20 protein-coding genes are annotated in these 19,290 nt (G+C 71.8%); 16 read left to right on the top strand and 4 right to left on the bottom strand.

Annotation, left to right across the window (positions count from 1 at the left end; all coding sequences use genetic code 11):
* Positions 1-57 precede the first annotated feature (57 nt).
* The 3 genes from OEY_RS0120010 to OEY_RS30890 are packed head-to-tail and all read left to right on the top strand — an operon-like array spanning position 58 to position 1,859.
* On the top strand, positions 58-384 hold the full coding sequence (locus tag OEY_RS0120010) for a hypothetical protein (RefSeq protein WP_228287067.1): 327 nt from the start codon (positions 58-60) through the stop codon (positions 382-384).
* Complete coding sequence (locus tag OEY_RS0120005; protein WP_010595579.1) at positions 381-1,661, top strand: hypothetical protein; 1,281 nt, start codon at positions 381-383, stop codon at positions 1,659-1,661. Before OEY_RS0120010 ends, OEY_RS0120005 begins: the two co-directional genes overlap by 4 nt.
* A gap of 30 nt (positions 1,662-1,691) precedes the next feature.
* On the top strand, positions 1,692-1,859 hold the full coding sequence (locus OEY_RS30890; protein WP_162919327.1) for a hypothetical protein: 168 nt from the start codon (positions 1,692-1,694) through the stop codon (positions 1,857-1,859).
* Here the strand turns inward: OEY_RS30890 and OEY_RS0119995 are convergent.
* The gene (locus OEY_RS0119995) at positions 1,832-2,677 is read right to left on the bottom strand and encodes a dienelactone hydrolase family protein (protein ID WP_029540130.1); all 846 of its coding nucleotides are present in this window, start codon (positions 2,675-2,677) and stop codon (positions 1,832-1,834) included. The genes OEY_RS30890 and OEY_RS0119995 overlap by 28 nt on opposite strands.
* 98 nt (positions 2,678-2,775) lie before the next feature.
* Here OEY_RS0119995 and glmS point away from each other — a divergent pair, with 98 nt between their 5' ends.
* The 8 genes from glmS to tsaD are packed head-to-tail and all read left to right on the top strand — an operon-like array spanning position 2,776 to position 11,149.
* A complete protein-coding gene (glmS, locus tag OEY_RS0119990) occupies positions 2,776-4,641 on the top strand; it encodes a glutamine--fructose-6-phosphate transaminase (isomerizing) (protein ID WP_010595577.1) in 1,866 nt (621 codons plus the stop codon).
* A gap of 20 nt (positions 4,642-4,661) precedes the next feature.
* The gene (locus OEY_RS0119985; RefSeq protein ID WP_010595576.1) at positions 4,662-6,110 is read left to right on the top strand and encodes an NAD(P)H-hydrate dehydratase; all 1,449 of its coding nucleotides are present in this window, start codon (positions 4,662-4,664) and stop codon (positions 6,108-6,110) included.
* A 58-nt stretch (positions 6,111-6,168) separates the two neighbouring features.
* Entirely contained in the window at positions 6,169-7,353 is a 1,185-nt protein-coding gene (gene alr / locus OEY_RS0119980) for an alanine racemase (RefSeq protein ID WP_010595575.1), read from the top strand.
* Positions 7,350-8,408, top strand: coding sequence for an alpha/beta fold hydrolase (locus OEY_RS0119975; RefSeq protein ID WP_010595574.1), 1,059 nt, complete (start codon positions 7,350-7,352; stop codon positions 8,406-8,408). Before alr ends, OEY_RS0119975 begins: the two co-directional genes overlap by 4 nt.
* Complete coding sequence (tsaE, locus tag OEY_RS0119970) at positions 8,401-8,886, top strand: tRNA (adenosine(37)-N6)-threonylcarbamoyltransferase complex ATPase subunit type 1 TsaE (RefSeq protein ID WP_010595573.1); 486 nt, start codon at positions 8,401-8,403, stop codon at positions 8,884-8,886. The genes OEY_RS0119975 and tsaE overlap by 8 nt, the downstream gene beginning before the upstream one ends.
* A gap of 30 nt (positions 8,887-8,916) precedes the next feature.
* Positions 8,917-9,621, top strand: coding sequence for a tRNA (adenosine(37)-N6)-threonylcarbamoyltransferase complex dimerization subunit type 1 TsaB (tsaB, locus tag OEY_RS0119965; protein WP_010595572.1), 705 nt, complete (start codon positions 8,917-8,919; stop codon positions 9,619-9,621).
* A complete protein-coding gene (rimI, locus tag OEY_RS0119960) occupies positions 9,618-10,112 on the top strand; it encodes a ribosomal protein S18-alanine N-acetyltransferase (protein WP_010595571.1) in 495 nt (164 codons plus the stop codon). The genes tsaB and rimI overlap by 4 nt, the downstream gene beginning before the upstream one ends.
* Positions 10,109-11,149, top strand: coding sequence for a tRNA (adenosine(37)-N6)-threonylcarbamoyltransferase complex transferase subunit TsaD (gene tsaD, locus OEY_RS0119955; RefSeq protein ID WP_010595570.1), 1,041 nt, complete (start codon positions 10,109-10,111; stop codon positions 11,147-11,149). The genes rimI and tsaD overlap by 4 nt, the downstream gene beginning before the upstream one ends.
* A gap of 29 nt (positions 11,150-11,178) precedes the next feature.
* On the opposite strand, the gene OEY_RS0119950 is transcribed toward tsaD, so the two are convergent.
* Positions 11,179-12,699 carry an Hsp70 family protein gene (locus tag OEY_RS0119950; protein WP_225223063.1) on the bottom strand — a complete coding sequence of 507 codons (1,521 nt, stop codon included), beginning with the start codon at positions 12,697-12,699 and terminating at the stop codon, positions 11,179-11,181.
* 697 nt (positions 12,700-13,396) lie between these two features.
* On the opposite strand from OEY_RS0119950, the gene groES reads away from it, so the two are divergent.
* Together groES and groL are read left to right on the top strand one after the other, a co-directional pair.
* Positions 13,397-13,699 carry a co-chaperone GroES gene (gene groES / locus OEY_RS0119945; RefSeq protein WP_003938034.1) on the top strand — a complete coding sequence of 101 codons (303 nt, stop codon included), beginning with the start codon at positions 13,397-13,399 and terminating at the stop codon, positions 13,697-13,699.
* An 86-nt stretch (positions 13,700-13,785) separates the two neighbouring features.
* Complete coding sequence (groL, locus tag OEY_RS0119940) at positions 13,786-15,402, top strand: chaperonin GroEL (RefSeq protein WP_010595568.1); 1,617 nt, start codon at positions 13,786-13,788, stop codon at positions 15,400-15,402.
* A 111-nt stretch (positions 15,403-15,513) separates the two neighbouring features.
* Here the strand turns inward: groL and OEY_RS0119935 are convergent, their stop codons facing one another.
* Complete coding sequence (locus OEY_RS0119935) at positions 15,514-15,807, bottom strand: WhiB family transcriptional regulator (protein ID WP_010595567.1); 294 nt, start codon at positions 15,805-15,807, stop codon at positions 15,514-15,516.
* A 500-nt stretch (positions 15,808-16,307) separates the two neighbouring features.
* Here OEY_RS0119935 and OEY_RS0119930 point away from each other — a divergent pair, with 500 nt between their 5' ends.
* The 3 genes from OEY_RS0119930 (at position 16,308) to OEY_RS0119920 (ending at position 18,910) form a co-directional block, all read left to right on the top strand.
* Positions 16,308-17,150 (top strand): hypothetical protein, encoded by an 843-nt coding sequence (locus OEY_RS0119930; RefSeq protein ID WP_010595566.1) that lies wholly within the window; start codon positions 16,308-16,310, stop codon positions 17,148-17,150.
* A gap of 121 nt (positions 17,151-17,271) precedes the next feature.
* The gene (locus tag OEY_RS0119925; RefSeq protein ID WP_010595565.1) at positions 17,272-17,850 is read left to right on the top strand and encodes a sigma-70 family RNA polymerase sigma factor; all 579 of its coding nucleotides are present in this window, start codon (positions 17,272-17,274) and stop codon (positions 17,848-17,850) included.
* Positions 17,843-18,910 (top strand): anti-sigma-D factor RsdA, encoded by a 1,068-nt coding sequence (locus OEY_RS0119920; RefSeq protein WP_010595564.1) that lies wholly within the window; start codon positions 17,843-17,845, stop codon positions 18,908-18,910. Before OEY_RS0119925 ends, OEY_RS0119920 begins: the two co-directional genes overlap by 8 nt.
* Before the next feature lie 84 nt (positions 18,911-18,994).
* Here the strand turns inward: OEY_RS0119920 and OEY_RS0119915 are convergent.
* Positions 18,995-19,290 (bottom strand): DUF5319 family protein (locus OEY_RS0119915; protein WP_029540129.1); only part of this gene is annotated, 296 nt, incomplete at its 5' end.

The following is a 19,290-nucleotide window of genomic DNA, read 5'->3' as shown; positions in this document are numbered from 1 at the left end:
GGAACCGAACCGCCGCCCGCTGCGTCCAATCCTCCGGGGGACGAGGGAGGGGGCGCGGTGCGTGACGGAATGGGACTCGACGGCGCGGTGGTCCGGTCGGTCGCCGACGGACTGGCGGACTCGGCCACCGACGCGGACTGCCGTGCGCGTGCGTTCCACACCGTCGGCTTCGGCCCGGACGCGGTCGACGACCGCTACCGGTCCGAGGCCGAAGCGGTGCGGGCGTGCTACGACCGACTGCATCGCGCGGTGGTGGAGTGGTCGGCAGCGACGGCCGCACACGCGTCGGCGCTGCGCCGCGCGGCCGGGGGGTACGCGTGGCTGGACCAGGAGACCGACTCCGTCCTGCGGGGCGTCGACATGCCGCCGACGGCATCCCGGTGACCGGGGGCGAGCGGCGGCTCGACCTGGTGCTCGACGGGGGACGGGTCGGGTTGCGCTTCTTCGCCGAGCATCTTCCGCGCGCCGAGCGGTACGCTCCCGGCCTGCCGCCCTGTTCGCACCTGGAGGAACGCTACGACGAGCAGCGCGGCACGGACCCGGCCGTCCTGCTCGTGGACGCCGACGTCTTCGCCCGGCTCGAGACCGGCCTGGATGCCGAGGTCGCGCGGCATCGTTCCGGTGTCGACGCCCTGGCGACGGCGTGGACGGGAGGGGGAGCGGCGGGTGCGGTCGACGCGCTCGTCCGCCATGTGCGAGCGGGGGAGGACCTGCGGGCAGGGCTGGGCACCGCCCACCGTGCGCTGACCGACGCCGCGGACGCGGTGCTCGCCGTCGTCGAGGAGAAGGCCCGCGCGGCCGCCGAATTCGCGGACACGACCGTCGGCGGACGCACCGTCGAGGAGATCGACGCCATCCTGGCCGGCGCCGCGGACGGCGACGGTCCGACGGCACGCCAGCTCGCCGCGTGGGATCCGGCGCTGGGTCCGGATCTCGACCGCGCCGCCGTCACGCACTGGTGCGCGCGGTGGCGTGACGAGGTGTACCGGCCCGACGTGGAGGCGGCGGTCGAGTCCTTCCTCGCCCTGTGCGACGACACCGACCGCGCGGTGCGGGCGGTGTTCGCCGAACTCGTCACGATGCTCGCGCCACCGGATCCGGCGGTGCGGGACGTGGGTCCGGTGACCGACCCGTGGGCGCCGCCGGGCGCATCCACGGATCTGGTCGCGGCGGGGCTACGACTTGTGACCGCTGTGGGCGGTCTCACCGGCGCGGTCCTCGATCTGGCCGCGACGGTGGTGGAGGAGGTGACCGAGGCCGTCGAGACGGCCATACCGGCGCCGCCGGATCCCGCACGGGCGCCGTCGCACGCATCCGACTCACAGGCCGGGACCACAGCCACGGAACCGGAACCGCCCACACCCGTTGCCGATTCGGGACACCTCGTTCCGGGGCAGGGCACAGCGGGAGAGGGTGCTGCGGGAGACGGCGCTGCGGAACACGGCGATGCGGGAGTCGGCACGTCGACGGCACCGCTGCCGCCCGATCCCCAGCGGGCGGGTGCGTCGGGTGACGGTGCGCCCCCTGCGCCGGCCGGGATACCCGGACCCCGGGCGGACACCGCCCGCCGGACCGGGACGGCCGGGGCCGAGGGCGCCGACCCGAACCCCGAGCAGGAGGCCGGCGACGGGGTGGTCCTGGCCGAGGCGGGGCCACTGTGATCGGACGGCTGCAGTGACGGGACGGCCGCTGTGACCGGCCGCTTCGAGCGCATCGTCGCCGAGCACCGGGAGGCGGTCGCGTGCCGCCTCGAGACCCTACGGCGCGTCCGGGATCCGCACGAGCTCCCGGTCGGGACGATGCGCGCGCCGGAGCCGGCCGACGAGGAGTTCTACCGTCCGAGAAGCTGGTTGATCTGAGTGCCGAGTTCACGGTCGATCGCGTCGGGCTCGGTGAGCACCTCGGAGCCGGGAAGCTCCGCCTCGGGATCGGCTAACGGCGCGTAGGTCTTGTCACCGGCGAGCCGGTACAGCAGGTATCCGGTGAGCAGCGCGCGGGGGACCTTCTGGGTGTTCCGCTGCGCGCCCCCGACGCCGAGGAAGGCGAGCAGGCGTCGGCCCTCGATCATGCCGTCGTCGGTGGCCTTGTGAACGACCCGCATCAGCACCTCGCCGCCCCAGGCCTGGGCGACGGCGACGGCGTCGCTGCCCATCGAGCCGAGGTCCTTCTCCGCGGCGAGCACGAGACCGGGCGCGTGCACCCGGGCGGCCAGGGCCGAGGCCGGGGGCGACGTCGGAGCCGGGTAGAGCGCCGCGACGGCCGCCACCTCGCGCCGGGACGCGGCAAGCACCGCGGCTCCCGCGCCCATGCCGTGGCCGACCAGGCCGAGCCGATCGGGGTGCACACTGATCCGGCCGGTCCCCAGGCGCACGCCCACACAGATGTCGAGGGTGGTGCCGAGATCGGCGGCGAGCCCGAGGTGCGACGGGATCGGTCCGCGTTCGGTACTCGGAGCAGCGACCACGATGCCCCACGAGGCCAGGTGCTCGAACAGCTTCGAGTACTTGTCGAGGCCGGTCATCCAGCCGTGGCCGAACGCGACGGCGGGCAGGCCGAACCCCTCGGCGGGTGTGTAGACGGTGCCCGGCTGACCTGCGAGAGCGAGGTTGCCGCGCAATACCGTGTGCGGTCCGCGTTTCGAGAGCCGCTGGGCCAGGGATTTCGGTTTCGCCGCCACGGCGTGAACGTTAGCCGATGATCAGCTTCGCGCGTGCCACCCGTCGGGGACACGGACGAGTTGTTACCGGCGGGTCGCGGACCAGTACCCTGCTAACCATGTGCGGAATCGTGGGGTACGTCGGGCACCGCCCGGCTCTCGATGTCGTGGTGGAGGCACTGCGGCGGATGGAGTACCGGGGCTACGACTCGGCCGGGGTGGCGGTCCTGGACGGCGCGGGTGGTCTGGCGGTGGAGCGCAAGGCCGGTCGGCTGGCGAATCTGGAGGCCAAGCTCGACGAGGTCGGGGCCGAGCACTTCGCCGGGACCACCGGCATGGGCCACACCCGGTGGGCCACGCACGGTCGCCCGACCGATCGGAACGCGCACCCGCACCGGGACGCGACGGGGAAGGTGGCGGTGGTGCACAACGGCATCATCGAGAACTTCGCGCCGTTGCGGGTGGAGCTCGAGAAGGCCGGGGTGGAGTTCGCCAGCGACACCGACACCGAGGTGGCGGTGCATCTGGTGGCCCGGGCGTATGCCGAGGGGCCGACCGCGGGGGATTTCGAGGCCAGTGCGCTGTCGGTGCTGCGCCGGCTCGAGGGGGCGTTCACGCTGGTGTTCACCCACGCCGAGCATCCGGGCACGATCGTGGCGGCGCGCCGGTCGACGCCGCTGGTGGTCGGGGTCGGGGACGGGGAGACGTTCGTGGCCTCGGACGTGGCGGCGTTCATCGAGCACACCCGGCACGCGGTCGAGCTCGGGCAGGACCAGGTGGTGGTGATCACCGCCGACGGGTACCGGGTGTCGGACTTCGACGGGGACACCGACGTGGCGACCCGGCCGTTCGAGATCGACTGGGATCTGGCGGCCGCCGAGAAGGGCGGCCACGACTACTTCATGCTCAAGGAGATCGAGGAGCAGCCCGCCGCGGTGGGCGACACGCTGCTCGGGCACTTCGCCGGCGGTCGCATCGTGCTCGACGAGCAGCGGCTGTCGGATCAGGAGCTGCGCGATGTGGACAAGGTGTTCGTCGTCGCCTGCGGCAGTGCGTACCACTCGGGTCTGGTGGCCAAGTACGCGATCGAGCACTGGACGCGGCTGCCGGTGGAGGTGGAGCTGGCCAGCGAGTTCCGGTACCGGGATCCGGTGCTGGACCGGTCGACGCTGGTGGTGGCGATCTCCCAGTCCGGGGAGACCGCCGACACCCTCGAGGCGGTGCGGCACGCGAAGGATCAGAAGGCGCGGGTGCTGGCGGTGTGCAACACCAACGGCGCGCAGATCCCCCGGGAGGCCGACGCGGTGCTCTACACCCGGGCCGGGCCGGAGATCGGGGTGGCCTCGACCAAGGCGTTCCTGGCGCAGGTCGCCGCGAACTACCTGGTGGGGTTGGCGTTGGCGCAGGCCCGCGGCACCAAGTATCCGGACGAGGTGGCCCGCGAGTACGCCGACCTGGCCGCGATGCCGCACCTGATCGCGCGGGTGCTCGAGACGGTCGAGCCGGTGCGGCGGCTGGCGCGGGAGCTGGCGTCGTCGTCGACGGTGCTGTTCCTGGGCCGGCACGTGGGGTATCCGGTGGCGCTCGAGGGTGCGCTCAAGCTCAAGGAGCTGGCGTACATGCATGCCGAGGGCTTCGCCGCGGGCGAGCTCAAGCACGGTCCGATCGCGCTGATCGAGGACGGGCTGCCGGTGATCGTGGTGATGCCGTCGCCGAAGGGGCGGGCGGTGCTGCACTCGAAGTTGCTGAGCAACATCCGGGAGATCCAGGCCCGGGGCGCGCGGACGGTGGTGATCGCCGAGGAGGGCGACGAGGCGGTGCGGCCGTTCGCCGACCACCTCATCGAGATCCCGGCGGCGCCGACGTTGCTGCAGCCGCTGCTGTCGACCGTGCCGCTGCAGGTGTTCGCCGCCGAGGTCGCCCAGACCCGCGGCTACGACGTCGACAAGCCCCGCAACCTCGCCAAGTCCGTGACGGTGGAATAGCGACCCCGGCGGGAGACCCGATGCGCAGCTACTACCCGTGTGAGCAGGTGCGGACGGCGGAGGCGCCGCTGCTCGCAGCCCTGCCCGAGGGCACGTTGATGCGTCGTGCCGCGTTCGGGCTCGCCCGGATCGCGGCGACGGAACTGCATGCGCGCACCGGTTCCGTCGCCGGTCGGCACGTGAGCCTGCTCGTCGGATCGGGCGACAACGGCGGCGACGCCCTGTGGGCGGGCGCGTTCCTGCGTCGCCGCGGGGTCGCGGTCACGGCGCTGCTCCTCGACCCGGAGCGGGCCCATCAGGCGGGGGCCGCGGCGCTGCGTGCCGCCGGGGGACGCCTCGTGCCGGCCGATCCCGGGCGGATCGGTGACCCGGATCTCGTGCTCGACGGAATCGTCGGCATCTCGGGCCGGGGCCCGCTGCGCCCGGCGGCCGCGGCGGTCGTCGAGCAGATCACCGCGCCGATCGTCGCCGTGGACACCCCCAGCGGCGTGGACCCGGATACCGGTGCCGTGGACGGACCGGCCGTCACCGCGGCCGTGACCGTCACGTTCGGTGCGTACAAGCCGGTCCACGTCCTCGCCCCGGCCCGCTGTGGGCGGGTCGAGCTCGTCGACATCGGTCTCGACCTGTCCCCGGCGCACCTGGTCGCGGCCGAGCCGGCCGAGATCGGCGCGATCTGGCCGGTGCCCGGCGCCGACGACGACAAGTACAGCCAGGGCGTCGTGGGCATCGTCGCCGGGAGCGCCCGGTTCCCGGGTGCCGGCGTGCTCTGCGCCGGCGGGGCGGTGGCCGCGACGTCCGGCATGGTCCGCTACGCCGGCAGCGCCGCGCCCGTCGTCCTGGCCCGGTTCCCCGAAGTGGTGGCCGCGCCGTCGTTCGCCGAGGCGGGCCGCGTCCAGGCGTGGGTGATCGGGCCCGGCGGCGGCACCGATCACCAGGCGGCCGACACCCTGCGCGAGGTGCTGGCGACGGATCTGCCCGTCCTCGTCGATGCCGACGGGCTGACGCTGCTGTCCCGGCAGCCCGAACTGGTCCGCGGCCGACACGCCCCGACGCTGTTGACCCCGCACGCCGGGGAGTTCGCGCGGCTCACCGGCCGCCGGCCCGAGCCGGACCGGGTGACGGCGGTGCGAGCCCTGGCCGCCGACTGGGGAGTGCACGTACTGCTCAAGGGCCGCTCGACGCTGATCGCGAACCCGGCCGGGCACGTGTTCGTCAACGAGGCCGGCGGGTCGTGGGCCGCCACCGCCGGGGCGGGCGACGTCCTGTCCGGGATGATCGGGGCACTGATGTCCGCCGGTATGGCCCCGGACCTCGCCGCCGCGGCCGGTGCGCGGGCCCATGCGTTCGCGGCGGACACGGCCGCGCGCGGGGGCGTCGACGGCGCCGGGGCGCCGACGTCGGCGAGTGCGATCCTCGACCGGGTGCCCACGGCAGTACGCCGTCTGCGGGGCATGGCCGAATCGTGACCCGACACCGTCGACCGTGCTGCGGGCCACTTCGCCCGCAGTGGCAGGATCGGGACCCATGACCACGGCCGAACCCCGACCCCGCAACCACCTCCACCACGACCTGCCGCAGGCCGAGGCGCTGATCGACCTCGACGCCGTGGCCGAGAACGTGCGGCGGCTGCAGGAGTTCGCCGGGGAGGCGGCGGTGATGGCCGTCGTCAAGGCCGACGCATACAACCACGGTGCCGTCCCGGTCGCGCGGGCCGCCGTGGCCGCCGGGGCGCGCGAGCTGGGGGTGACGACCCTGACCGAGGCACTCGAACTGCGTCGCGCCGGGATCGACGTGCCCGTGTTGTCCTGGCTGCACACCGTCGACGCCGATTTCGCACCCGCGATCACCGCCGGCGTCGAGTTGGGGGTTTCGTCGACCCGGCATCTCGCGTCGATCGTTGCCGCAGCTCGGGAAACGGGCGTGACCGCGGTGCTCACCGCGAAGATCGACACCGGACTCAACCGCAACGGCGTGGCACGCGACGAATGGCCGGAATTTCTGCAGGACCTGGGCCGGGCCCGCGCCGAGGGCGCGATCCGGCTGCGCGGCGCCTTTTCCCATCTCGCACACGCGGACGAACTCGGTCACCCCGAGATCGACTGCCAGCGGGACCGGTTGCGCGAGGCGGTCGCGGATCTGAGCCGCCACGGCATGAGACCCGAGGTGGTGCACCTGTCGAACTCGGCAGCCACTGTCACGCGTCCTGACCTGCGTTTTGACATGGTCAGACCGGGTATAGCGATGTACGGGTTGTCCCCGATCCCCGAGGTCGGGGACTTCGGGTTCCGGCCCGCGATGACGTTGCGAACGAGGGTGGCGCTGGTGAAGAAGGTGCGTGCAGGGTCCGGGGTGTCGTACGGGCATCGCTGGGTGGCGCCCGTCGACACCACCGTGGCCCTGTTGCCGATGGGCTACGCCGACGGAATCCGGCGCAATCTCAGCGGCCGCTTCGAGGTGCAGCTCGGCGGACGTCGCCGCCCTCAGCTCGGCCGCGTGTGCATGGACCAGGTCGTGGTCGATCTCGGACCGGACGGGGACGGAGTAAAAGAAGGCGATACCGCGTTCTTCTTCGGTGACGGTCGTCACGGCGAGCCTGTCGCGCAGGAGTGGGCAGACCTGCTGGACACCATCAATTACGAGGTGGTCACCGGCGTGGGCGGGCGCACCGTCCGCACCTACGTCGGTGGCGGAGGAGGCGAGCGGCGATGACGCTGTTGGGCAGTCTGGGACTGTTGGGTGCGAGCCTGGCCACGCTCGGCTCGAACGCGGGACTGTACGCGGTGCGCACCGCGGGCCTGCCCGCGCACGAGATCTACGGCGAGGAAGACTTCGATGCGATGCTCGCGCTGCCCAAGCGCACCGTCCGCACCGAGGACGGCGTCGAACTCGCCGTGCGCGAGGTCGGCTCGGCTCTGGCGCCGCTGACGATCGTGTTCGTGCACGGGTACTGCCTGCGCATGCAGTCCTGGCACCTGCAGATGCGGCACCTGCAGGAGCGCTGGGGCAAGGACGTGCGGATGGTGTTCTACGATCAGCGCGGCCACGGGGAGTCCGGCGCGCCGAGGTCGAAGTCCTGCACCATCGCCCAACTCGGCCGCGATCTGGGGACGGTCATCGACACGGTCGCCCCCACCGGCCCGGTGGTCGTGGTCGGGCACTCGATGGGCGGAATGACGACCATCGCGCTGGCTGCGCAGCGCCCGGAACTGTTCGACCAACGCATCGTCGGCGTCGGACTGCTCGCCACCACCGCGGCCGGCCTGACCAAGACCGGCATCGGCCGCAACCTCGAGAACCCGGTGATCGACGGATTCCGGCACCTGGCCCGCACCGCGCCGGGCTTCGTGCAGTACACCCGCGGTGCCGCCAAGGCGATCATCGCGCCGATCCTGCGCGCGGCGTCCTACGGGACCGTGGTCAGCCCGAAGCTCGTCGAATTCTCCGACCGGATGCTGGCGGAAACCTCGGTGCTGACCATCGTGAACTTCCTGCGCACCCTGGAACTGCACGACGAGTCCGCGGCCCTGCCGGTGCTGGGTCGGGTGCCCGCCCTCGTGCTGTGCGGGGACGCCGACATGATCATCCCGTTCTCCGGCTCCGAGGAACTCGCGGCGGCACTCCCGGACGTCGAGCTCAAGCGGGTCCGCGGCGCCGGGCACCTGGTGCAACTCGAATTCCCCGAGGTCGTCGTCGGTGCGCTCGACCGGCTGATCCAACGCGGGTTCGCCCACGACGCCGGCAGGAGGCGCGCCGCAATTGGGTGACGATCTCGCCGCCGGCACGCACACCGAGCGCAGCGCCGAGCTGCCCACGGTCGAGGACACCGAGGCACTGGGCCGGCGCCTGGCAGAACAACTGCACGCCGGCGATCTCGTAGTGCTGGACGGACCGCTCGGCGCCGGGAAGACCGCCCTGACCCGTGGCATCGCGGCAGGCCTCGGGGTGCAGGGCCGGGTCACCTCGCCCACCTTCGTCATCGCCCGCGAGCATCGCCCCGGCGGTCGCACCGAGGGCGAACCCGTGGGCATGATCCACGTCGACGCCTACCGCCTCGGGGACGGACCGAACGCCCTCGACGAACTCGACGCTCTCGACCTCGACACCGACCTGACCGCCGCCGTGGTCGTCGTGGAATGGGGTGAGGGACTGGTCGAGGCGCTCACCGAACGGCACCTGCGGGTGCGGCTGCGCCGCGAACCGGACTCGGACGTGCGCACCGCCACCTGGTCCTGGGTGGGGTGACCGCCGCGCTCGGCGGTACTCTGGATACTCGTGCTCGTTCTCGCCGTGGATACCGCCACCCCCGCCGTCACCGCAGGTCTCGTCCGGGTGGACGACCGCGGTGAACCAGGGACCGCCGGCATCGAGACGCTGGCCGTGCGGGTCACGGACGATCCACGCGCCCATGCCGAGGTACTGACCCCGCAGATCCTCGAGTGTCTGTCGTCCACCGGGCACACGCCGGCCGATCTCGACGCCGTCGTCGTCGGTGTCGGCCCGGGGCCGTTCACCGGGTTGCGCGTGGGCATGGCGACCGCCGCTGCCTTCGGCGACGCCCTCGACGTGCCGGTGCACGGCGTGTGCAGTCTCGACGCGATCGCGGCCGACGTCCTGGGTGCGGACGCCGACGGTACGGGGCCGGGAGCCGGCGAGAGTGCCGGTGATCTTCTCGTCGTCACCGACGCTCGTCGCCGCGAGGTGTACTGGGCGCGGTACTCCGGCGGCGTCCGCCTCGAGGGACCGGGGGTGTGCAGGCCGGCGGATCTGAAGGCGGAGCCGTCGCAGCGGATCGCGGGATCCCGCCCGCACGTCGACCTGTTCGAGCTGCCCGCGCATCCGGTGGCCACACCCTCCCCGGCAGGGCTGGTCGCCGTGGCCGTCGCGGACCTGCTCGCCGGGGTGGAGCCCGAGCCCCTGGTGCCCCTGTACCTGCGCCGCCCGGACGCGGTGGAGACGGCGGACCGGAAGAAGAAATGACCACCCACGACCCTCGTCCCCTCGTCGACGCGCTGCAGCCGTCCGACGTCGCCCGGTGCGCTGAGCTGGAACGGATCCTGTTCCCCGGTGACGACCCGTGGAGCGCCGACGCGTTCCGTGCCGAGCTGGCGGCACCGCAGAACCACTACGTCGCCGCCCGGGACGAGGAAGGCCGGCTCATCGGCTACGCCGGTCTCGCGCGTCTCGGCACCGCGGTTCATCCGGAATCGGAGGTCCACACCATCGGGGTGGACCCACGACAGCGGCGCCGCGGCGTCGGTGGCGCGTTGCTCGCCGAGCTGTTGCGGACGGCCGACGCCTGGGGCGGTCCCGTGTTCCTCGAGGTGCGCACCGACAACGACGCAGCGATCGCGCTGTACCGCCGGGAGGGTTTCGAGATCGTCGGGACGAGGAAGCGGTACTACCAGCCGAGCGGGGCCGACGCGTACACCATGTGCCGGCCGGACCGGCGGAAGGAGTCACAGTCGTGATCGTGATGGGGATCGAGAGTTCCTGCGACGAGACGGGCGTGGGCATCGTCCGGTGGGTCGGCGACGGCACGCTCGACCTGCTCGCCGACGAGGTGGCCTCGAGCGTCGACGAACACGCCCGCTTCGGTGGCGTCGTCCCGGAGATCGCGTCCCGCGCGCACCTCGAGGCGATCGTTCCGACCATGCGACGGGCGCTGGCTGCCGCCGGTGTCACCAAGCCCGACGCCGTGTGCGTGACGATCGGGCCCGGTCTCGCCGGCGCACTGCTCGTCGGTGTCGCGGCAGCCAAGGCGTATGCGGCGGCGTGGGACGTGCCGTTCTACGCGATCAACCATCTCGGTGGGCACGTCGCCGTGGACACCATCGAACACGGACCGATGCCACCGTGCGTGGCGCTGCTGGTCTCCGGCGGGCACACCCACCTGCTGCACGTCGAGGATCTCGGCCGTCAGCCGATCGTCGAGCTGGGCACGACGGTCGACGACGCGGCCGGCGAGGCGTTCGACAAGGTCGCCCGGCTGCTCGGACTCGGTTTCCCGGGCGGTCCCGCGCTGGACCGGGCCGCACAGAACGGTGACCGCACCGCGGTGGTGTTCCCGCGGGGGATGACGGGGCCGCGCGACGCCCGGCACGACTTCTCCTTCTCCGGGCTCAAGACGGCTGTCGCGCGGTTCGTCGAGGCGCGCGAGCGCTCCGGCGAGCCGGTCCCGCTCGAGGACGTGGCGGCCGGTTTCCAGGAAGCGGTCGCCGACGTGCTGACGATGAAGGCGGTGCGGGCCGCGCAGGACGTGGGCGTGGACACGCTGGTCCTCGGCGGTGGAGCCACTGCCAATTCCCGCCTGCGTGAGCTCGCCGAGGAGCGCTGCGCGGCCGCCGGGATCGCGCTGCGGGTGCCGCGGCCGCGCCTGTGCACCGACAACGGGGTGATGATCGCCGCGCTGGGAGCGCATCTGATCGCCGGGGGCGCCCAGCCCTCCGCGCTCACCGTCGGCACCGATCCCGGCCTGCCGGTCGAGATCGCCCAGGTGCCTGCCTGACCCGACGCTGCGGGGATCGGCGGGCGCGATCAGGCGGCCGGTGACGGTTCGATGAGAGGCGGTGACGTGCTCGTCGCCTCCTCCGCCGGGGCCGCGGTCGAGGAGGTCTCGGTCGTCGTCTCGGGTGGTGCGAACTCGGACGGCGGCGCGGACGTCGTCGAGCTCGGTGTCGTGCTCTCGGACGGCGTCGTGCCGGGCAGCGTCGGCAGCGGGACGGTCGGCAGCGGAACGCTCGGGAGGGTTCCCGGCAACTGCCACGGCCGGTCGGTGCCGGGGACGTCCGCAGGCGACTCGGGCCGCTCGCTCGTCGTCGATTCCGGTGTGCTGGGCGGCGTGGTCGTCGCCGGCGTGGTCGTCGACGACTCGGGCACGGTGGGAGTGGGATAGGGCACCGGCGTGTCCGTGCGTGCGTAGCCGTTGTCGGCAGCTGTCGTGGTGACGGCGGCGTGGGGATCCTCGGAGGGGATCTGCGTGTGTCCGGTGTCGGGGACGGCCGCCGCCGGCTGGGTCGTGGCCTGGCCGCTGGTCCCGGCGGGGGACACGGCGGTGTCGTCGGACGCGATCTGGTCGGTCGCATAGCCCGCGACGAGCGCACCGATCACGAGCGCCCCGGCGAGGGCACCGGAGACCTTGCCGCCGGGGGTGCCCGCCGTCGGGGTCGAGGCACCTACCGACGGATAGGAGGACAGTCGTGACGACGCGGCGAGCAGCGCGGCGCCGTGGGCCGCGGCGGTGGCCGGTTCCGGCACCACCGCGACGGGGCCGGCGAAGGCCGAGGTCACGGCGTCGGCCAGAGCCGGCATCGCCGCTGCGCCGCCCACGAGCGCCAGCATCTGCGGCCGCGGTTCGGTGTGGCAGACCCGCCGGGTGAACGTCGCCGCGGTGTCGCTGAGATCGGCCACCATCTCGTCGAGTTCCGTGCGGGTCAGGGGCACCGCCGGTCCGGCGTCACCGAGTTCGATCCGGGTCGTGGACGCCTCTCCGAGGGCCTCGAGTGCGCCCTGACAGCGCACCGTCAGCAGGGCGGGGTCGATCGGGATGCGGCCACGGGTACGGCCGATCCGGCGGCGCACGTGGTCGTAGACGCGGGCACGGACGGCTCCGCCCCCGACGTCCCCGGTCCGGGCCGAGCGCAGCATCGACCCGGACCGTCGGTCGACGACGGAGACGGTGAATCCCGACGCCCCCAGGTCGGCGACGGCGAGGGTGTCGGCGGTGTCGACGAGCCCGGTGCTGTTCAGGTAGGCGAGCACGGCCGTCGTCTCCGGAACCAGATGGACGATGTGGCCGTCGCGCACCGACGCGGAGCGGATCGCCTCCGCGTGCTCGGAGGTTCGATAGGCCACCGCCACCGCGTCGGGGACGGCGTGTCCGTCGATCTGGGTGCTCATGAGGGAGAGGGCATCGATGACGAGGTCGCCCAGGTCGCCGGCGGTCTCGGGATCGGCGGCGAGAAATCGGTACTCGGTGGTGTGCTCTCCCGGCCCCTCGACGACGAGGGCCGAGCCCACTCCGGAAGCGCCGGTGGAAATTCCCAGCGACGTGCGCATAGTTCCCCTCCCGTGCGTGACCGGCGGACAGGGACGCGGTCGAGCCGCAAAGTCACCGAATGGTCACGCGTTCGGTCTCCGTTATCCGAACGTAACAGACGGGGGTGTGCGGGCGCGCGCCGAAAACCGCCGATCTCGGCCCGCCCGGCGGCGCGGCGGCGCGGCGTCCCTGTTCCGCCACGCGCGCCCGACGTCGGTGCCGGGCGCGGGTGGTTCGTCCGTTCGGCCGCTGTCGTCCCAGCTCGGAGCCGTACTCTCGGAGGGCGGCGCGAGTGGAGCGTCGTGGGCACGGGTGCCGAACGGACGTCATCTCGGCAGGGGAGCACCCGCGGCTCGGTTCCGGGTACGAATGGTCACAGTTCGGTCTCCTCGGTTGCGGACGCGACGGGCACGTGCGGGGTCGGCGGCCCGCGGTGGGTCCGGAGCCCGACGAACGGGGTGCACTCGTGCGGAGGTCGCCCGGGTGGGGGCCCGCTCGTCGCGGTCGTGGTGCGTCCGAGGCGACACGAGCGCATTCAGCACCCTCTGCCCTTGAGCGCTGGCACTCGCGTGTATAGAGTGCTAGTCGACGCCGAGCGTGTTCCGGCACCCGCGACGACGGGACTACGCGCGGAGTCACCGTGGTGACTGAACAAACCCTGTCCGAGGACGACAAGAGGCCTCGGACCATCGAACCCCTGAAAGTGGAGGGCTCATCGTGGCGAGCGTGAACATCAAGCCGCTCGAGGACAAGATCCTCGTCCAGGCCAACGAGGCCGAGACGACGACTGCCTCCGGCCTGGTCATCCCGGACACGGCGAAGGAGAAGCCCCAGGAGGGCACCGTCGTCGCCGTCGGCCCCGGCCGCTGGGACGACGAGGGTGAGAAGCGCATCCCCCTCGATGTCAAGGAAGGCGACGTCGTCATCTACAGCAAGTACGGCGGAACCGAGATCAAGTACGCCGGCCAGGAGTACCTGATCCTGTCGGCTCGCGACGTGCTGGCCGTCGTCGCCAAGTAAGCCGCACGCATTCCGCCCCGGAGTTCCGCCTCGGACCCGGGGCGGAGTCCGTTCCGGATCCTTCGTTCCAGGAGTAGTCGGAGAACATGTCCAAGCAAATCGAGTTCAACGAGACCGCGCGGCGGGCACTCGAGCGTGGCGTCGATCAGCTCGCCGACGCCGTCAAGGTCACCCTCGGCCCGCGTGGGCGGCACGTGGTGCTCGCCAAGGCGTTCGGCGGTCCGACCGTCACCAACGACGGCGTCAGCATCGCCCGGGAGATCGAGCTGGAGGACCCGTTCGAGAACCTCGGCGCCCAGCTGGTCAAGAGCGTTGCCACCAAGACCAACGACGTCGCCGGTGACGGCACCACCACCGCCACGGTGCTCGCCCAGGCCATCATCAAGGCCGGCCTGAAGAACGTCGCGGCCGGCGCCAATCCCATTGCGCTCGGCAGCGGCATCGGCCGGGCCGCCGAGAAGGTGTCGGAGGCACTCCTCGCCGCCGCCACCCCGGTCGAGGGCAAGGAAGCCATCGCCCAGGTCGCCACCGTCTCCTCGCGCGACGAGGAGATCGGCAACATGGTCGGCGAGGCCCTGAGCACCGTCGGCAAGGACGGTGTCGTCACCGTCGAGGAGTCCTCGACGCTCCAGACCGAGCTCGTCGTCACCGAGGGCGTCCAGTTCGACAAGGGCTTCCTGTCGCCCTACTTCATCACCGACATCGACGCACAGCAGGCGGTGCTCGAGGATGCCGTCATCCTCCTCTACCGCGACAAGATCGGCTCCCTGCCCGATTTCCTGCCGCTGCTCGAGAAGATCGCCGAGAACGGCAAGCCCGTCCTGATCATCGCGGAGGACGTCGAGGGGGAGGTGCTCTCCACCCTCGTGGTCAACTCCATCCGCAAGACCCTCAAGGCCGTCGCGGTCAAGGCGCCGTTCTTCGGTGACCGCCGCAAGGCGTTCCTCGACGACCTCGCCGTCGTCACCGCCGGCACCGTCATCAACTCCGACGTCGGGTTGACCCTGAAGGATGCCGGTCTCGACCTGCTCGGTTCGGCCCGCCGGGTGGTGGTCACCAAGGACAGCACCACGATCGTGGACGGTGCCGGTACGCAACAGGACATCGAGAACCGCGTCGCGCAGCTGCGTCGCGAGATCGAGGCCACCGATTCCGACTGGGACCGGGAGAAGCTCGAGGAGCGGCTCGCGAAGCTCTCCGGCGGCGTCGCGGTGATCAAGGTGGGTGCAGCCACCGAGACCGACCTCAAGGAGCGCAAGTTCCGTGTCGAGGACGCTGTCAACGCCGCCAAGGCCGCGGTCGAAGAGGGCATCGTGCCCGGTGGTGGTTCGGCGCTCGTGCAGGCCGCCCGGGAGCTGGACGCGCTCGAGAACTCGCTCTCGGGTGACGAGGCCACGGGTGTCGCCGTGCTGCGCGCCGCGCTCGCGGCCCCGCTGTACTGGATCGCCGCTAACGCCGGCCTCGACGGGTCGGTCGTGGTGAACAAGGTGTCCGAGGCCCCCGCCGGGTCCGGGTTCAACGCAGCCACCCTCACCTACGGTGACCTGCTCGCCGACGGTGTCGTGGATCCGGTCAAGGTGACCCGGTCCGCGGTCGTCAACGCGTCCTCGGTGGCGCGGATGGTGCTGACCACGGAGAGCGCCGTCGTCGACAAGCCGGAGGAGGCGCCCGAGGCCGGTCACGGCCACGGTCACGCTCACTAGCGAGCCGGGTGCCCGGCCGCGGAGTCGGCCGGGTACCCGGGAACTGCGAAGCCCCGCACGGAACAATCCGTGCGGGGCTTCGTCGTCTCGTGGTGTCGTCCGGCGGGCCGGTCAGACCGCGATCCGCCGTCGTCGGTGCCGCGCGTACATCTCCCGTTCGGTCTCGGACATGCCGCCCCAGATGCCGTACGGCTCGGACACCGCCAGAGCGTGCTCCCGGCACTGCACGAGCACCGGGCACTGCCGGCACATCTCCTTGGCCCGGCTCTCGCGCTGCGCCCTGGCCCGGCCGCGCTCACCGTCCGGGTGGAAGAACATCGAGGAGTCCACCCCACGACACAGTCCGTGCATCTGCCAATCCCAGACGTCCGCGTTCGGTCCGGGCAAGTGGTGTGGTGCAGGCATGGGTACTCCTTTGCAGCGTGCTCGCCCGAGGCGAGCGGACCGTGAGCGGAAGGTCTTTCCCCCCAAAGCAGTTGTTCAGGCTTCGTAACCGTAAAGGTGGCGAGGAAATGGAGTCAACACTTTCGCGGAGTGGCAATTTCCATATCCCGATCTGCGAGAATTAACCGCCGAAATATTTACATCGTGGCTGATCCGTGATTGTGTCCTGAGGGTGTGCGCCTCCACGGTGCGTGCCGTCCTCCGGTTCCCGGAATGGCCCCGATCAGGGACTATAGGCCCTGCGCTGGGTGCCGGAAGGCATCCGTCCGGTTCGCCGGGGCCGAAAATTGCCACGGCGTGCGCATCTTTCGTACCGACACCGTGTCTGTAATTAACAAAACGTAAACCGGATGTTCAACCGGCCGAAGCACGGAAGTAATTGATGCGCCGTCGGTGCATATTTCTCGGAATGCACTCCACCTCCCCGCCGGACGGAGGCGAAGGGGTGCGATCATGGCCTCGTGCCCGTCACCGCCCTGCCGTCCGACACGTCCACGCTCGCCTCGGCGGCATTCGGTGCCCGGCCGGACCTGTTCCCTCTCCCGCCCGGCGGGGATCGCGTCGCGTCGTGGCACCGGGCCGTCGCCCTGGGCGGTCAGGGTCGCTACGCCGCCGCCCGCGCGGAGCTGACCCGGCTCCGCCGCGCCACGGGTCCGGACGGAGCGCTCGCGTCCCTGGCGGCGAGCACCGAGGCGTCGCTGCTGCGTCAGCTCGGCCGGCACCGCGAGGCCGCCGTCCTCGACGGACGGGCGGCCGCGGCGCTCGCCGACGCCCCGCGGTATTCCTCGTGGACCGTCGAGGCTCGGTGCGACGCCCTCACGGGGCTGGCGGCGGACGCGCTCGGGTGCGGCCGGATCCGGCCGGCCGTCCGGCTGCTGGACCGTTGCGCTGCCGCTCTCGACGCCGCCGAAGGCGTGCACGGCGCGGTGTTCCGGCGCCAGCGTGTGCGCCTGCACTGGGTCTGCGCGGAGACTGCCCTGGCCTCCGGGGACTTCGCCACCGCCCGTCGGCGTTCGGCTGCGGCCGCGGCCGAGGCCGAACGCAGCGGCTCGGTCCGGCACCTGGTCAAATCCGATCTGCTGCGGGCCGCCTCGTGGACCGGGGAGTCCGATCTCACGCCCGCCCGGGACCTGTGCCTCGACGTACTCGACCGTAGTACCGCGCTCGGTCTGGTCCCGCTGCGCTGGGCGGCCGCGATGCTGTGGGACGGGCTCGGGGGCGGGGAGGCGGCTCGGCGCGTGCGCGACGAGTCGGCGGCACTCGTCGTCCGGCGCGGTGGGAGATTCGCAACGATCCGGGTCTAGAAGCCATCCGTGCGTCCGTTCCGTCCGGTCGTGTCGCTAGTCTGGGGATGTTCCACTGCAAGTGGAAGCACACCCGGCCGGGGGGTCGTGTCACTTTGTAACGCCAGGACTTGCGCAATCGATGACTGTCATGGGTGAGGAGTTGGACTCCGCTGTCGCTGCGGCTGCGCAGGGAGATCGGACGGCCCTCGCTCAGGTTCTGAGAACCATCCGGCCCTTGGTCGTCCGGTACTGCCGGGCACGGGTCGGAGCCGCGGAGCGTGGCCAGCTCTCCGCGGACGACGTAGCGCAGGAGGTGTGCCTGGCCGTGATGACGGCGTTGCCGCGGTATCAGGACCAGGGACGCCCCTTCATGGCATTCGTGTACGGGATCGCGGCACACAAGGTCGCCGACGCGCACCGCAGCGCCGCCCGCAACCGGGCGGATCCGGTCGCGGAGGTACCCGAGTCGATGTCGCTTGACGACAGTCCGGAGGAGCAGGCGCTCAATGCGGAGACGAGCCGGCAGATGAAGCAGCTGCTGGGCACGCTTCCGGAGAAGCAGCGGGAGATCTTGGTCCTGCGGCTCGTGGTGGGCCTGTCCGCGGAAGAAACGGCAGCAGCGGTGGGAAGTACGGCAGGGGCCATTCGAGTGGCGCAGCACCGTGCCATCGCCCGACTGAAGAAGGAAGTGACGAGAGCAGGTGAGAGAAATGGGTAGGAAGCACGGCGCGGATGACGATTTCTTCGCCGATCTCGCCGACGACGGCACCCCCGTGGACATTGCGGCCGTGCGCCGTGACGACGCCCTCATCGACGCGATCTCCGGGGACGGACCGGTGCCCACCGAGACGACCGAGGAATACGAGCTCGCCACCCTTCTTGCGGGCTGGCGTGCCGAGATCCTGGCCGATCCGCTTCCTTCCGAGCCGGATCTCGACGAGATCGTCGCCGCGGTCAACCGGGAGATCGGTGCCCGCGACGCACTCGCCGAGCGCCGCTCCCGCGCCCGCACCCAGCTCCGCCTGATCCGGCCCATCGCCGGCGCCGCCGCCCTGATCGCCATCGCCGTCGGTGGTGCGACCGCCGTGTCCTACCAGGCCGAACCCGGCGACCCGCTGTGGAGTGTCAAGCAGGTCGTCTTCAGTGAGCAGGCCGAGTCGACGGTCGCCCGGATCGACACCGCCTCCACGCTGCAGGAGGCCGAGCAGCGGCTCGCCGTCGGCGACACGGAAGGCGCGCAGGAACTGATCCAGTCGGCGCAGCAGCGGTCCGGATCGGTCACCGACGCCGGCCAGCGGGACCAGCTGGGTGACTGGGTGCAGCGGCTCACCACCGAGTTGAGCAAGCTCCTTCCGCCCCCGCCTCCGCCCGTGCTGCCCGCGCCCCCGGTCCAGTCGACGCAGGTGATTCCCGCGCCGGTGCCGACCACTCCGACGACCCCGTCGACCGTGGACCCCACCATCGCCGGTACGACACCCGGTACGGGAACGGTCCCCCCGGCGACGTCCACTGAGGCACCCGGCGTCGATCTGGTGCCGCCGTCGTCGCAGCCGGCACCCAGTCCGGAACCGTCCCCCGTCACTCCGCCCCCGTCCACCGGACCGACGAGCCCACCGGTGACGCCGGAGCCCACCACCGCGCCGACCGCTGCGCCGACCACGACCCCGTCGGCGTCGGCACCGGCGCCGTCCACCTCGCTGGAGCAGCAGTCGATCAGCCAGACGATCACCGCGGTGCCCGCACCTTCGGAGTACACGGTGCCCGCACCTTCGGAGTAGACGTGACGAGAAGGGCCCGCCGGACGTGTGTCCCGGCGGGCCCTTCCCGTGGTGCGGAGGCTTCTTCTGGTGCGGAGGCTTCTTCTAGGAGTCGAGGCCGTACGGGTCGACCGGTAGCGCCTCGTTCATCGACGCATCCGCGTAGCCGCGGCAGTAGTCCCATGTCACATAGGCATCGGGGGAGGGATCGTAGGCCGGCTCGTGCGGCCGGACCGTACCGTCGACAAGCAACTGCAGCAGGTTCGCCCGCAGCATGTCCCAGTCGTGGTAGTGATCCTGATGGCAGTCCTCGCAGCACACCACCAGGCCGCGGACGCCGCGCGGCGACAGCAGCGCTTCGTACACCGCGAGGTCGGCAAGATCCTCCTCGACGGCCAGCC

Source organism: Rhodococcus sp. P14 (genome assembly GCF_000256505.1).
Taxonomy (GTDB): Bacteria; Actinomycetota; Actinomycetes; order Mycobacteriales; family Mycobacteriaceae; genus Rhodococcus; species Rhodococcus ruber.
Note: the sequence above shows the minus strand (reverse complement) of the source record. Positions and strands in the feature narration are given on the sequence as shown.

Bases quoted from the DNA above. Each gene is read 5' to 3' on its own strand.
- alr (WP_010595575.1), top strand. From the start codon at position 6,169: ATGACCACGGCCGAACCCCGACCCCGCAACCACCTCCACCACGACCTG.
- OEY_RS0119925 (WP_010595565.1), top strand. From the start codon at position 17,272: ATGACTGTCATGGGTGAGGAGTTGGACTCCGCTGTCGCTGCGGCTGCG.
- OEY_RS0119985 (WP_010595576.1), top strand. From the start codon at position 4,662: ATGCGCAGCTACTACCCGTGTGAGCAGGTGCGGACGGCGGAGGCGCCG.
- rimI (WP_010595571.1), top strand. From the start codon at position 9,618: ATGACCACCCACGACCCTCGTCCCCTCGTCGACGCGCTGCAGCCGTCC.
- OEY_RS0119950 (WP_225223063.1), bottom strand. From the start codon at position 12,699: ATGCGCACGTCGCTGGGAATTTCCACCGGCGCTTCCGGAGTGGGCTCG.
- groL (WP_010595568.1), top strand. From the start codon at position 13,786: ATGTCCAAGCAAATCGAGTTCAACGAGACCGCGCGGCGGGCACTCGAG.
- OEY_RS0119920 (WP_010595564.1), top strand. From the start codon at position 17,843: ATGGGTAGGAAGCACGGCGCGGATGACGATTTCTTCGCCGATCTCGCC.
- glmS (WP_010595577.1), top strand. From the start codon at position 2,776: ATGTGCGGAATCGTGGGGTACGTCGGGCACCGCCCGGCTCTCGATGTC.
- OEY_RS0119935 (WP_010595567.1), bottom strand. From the start codon at position 15,807: ATGCCTGCACCACACCACTTGCCCGGACCGAACGCGGACGTCTGGGAT.
- OEY_RS0119975 (WP_010595574.1), top strand. From the start codon at position 7,350: ATGACGCTGTTGGGCAGTCTGGGACTGTTGGGTGCGAGCCTGGCCACG.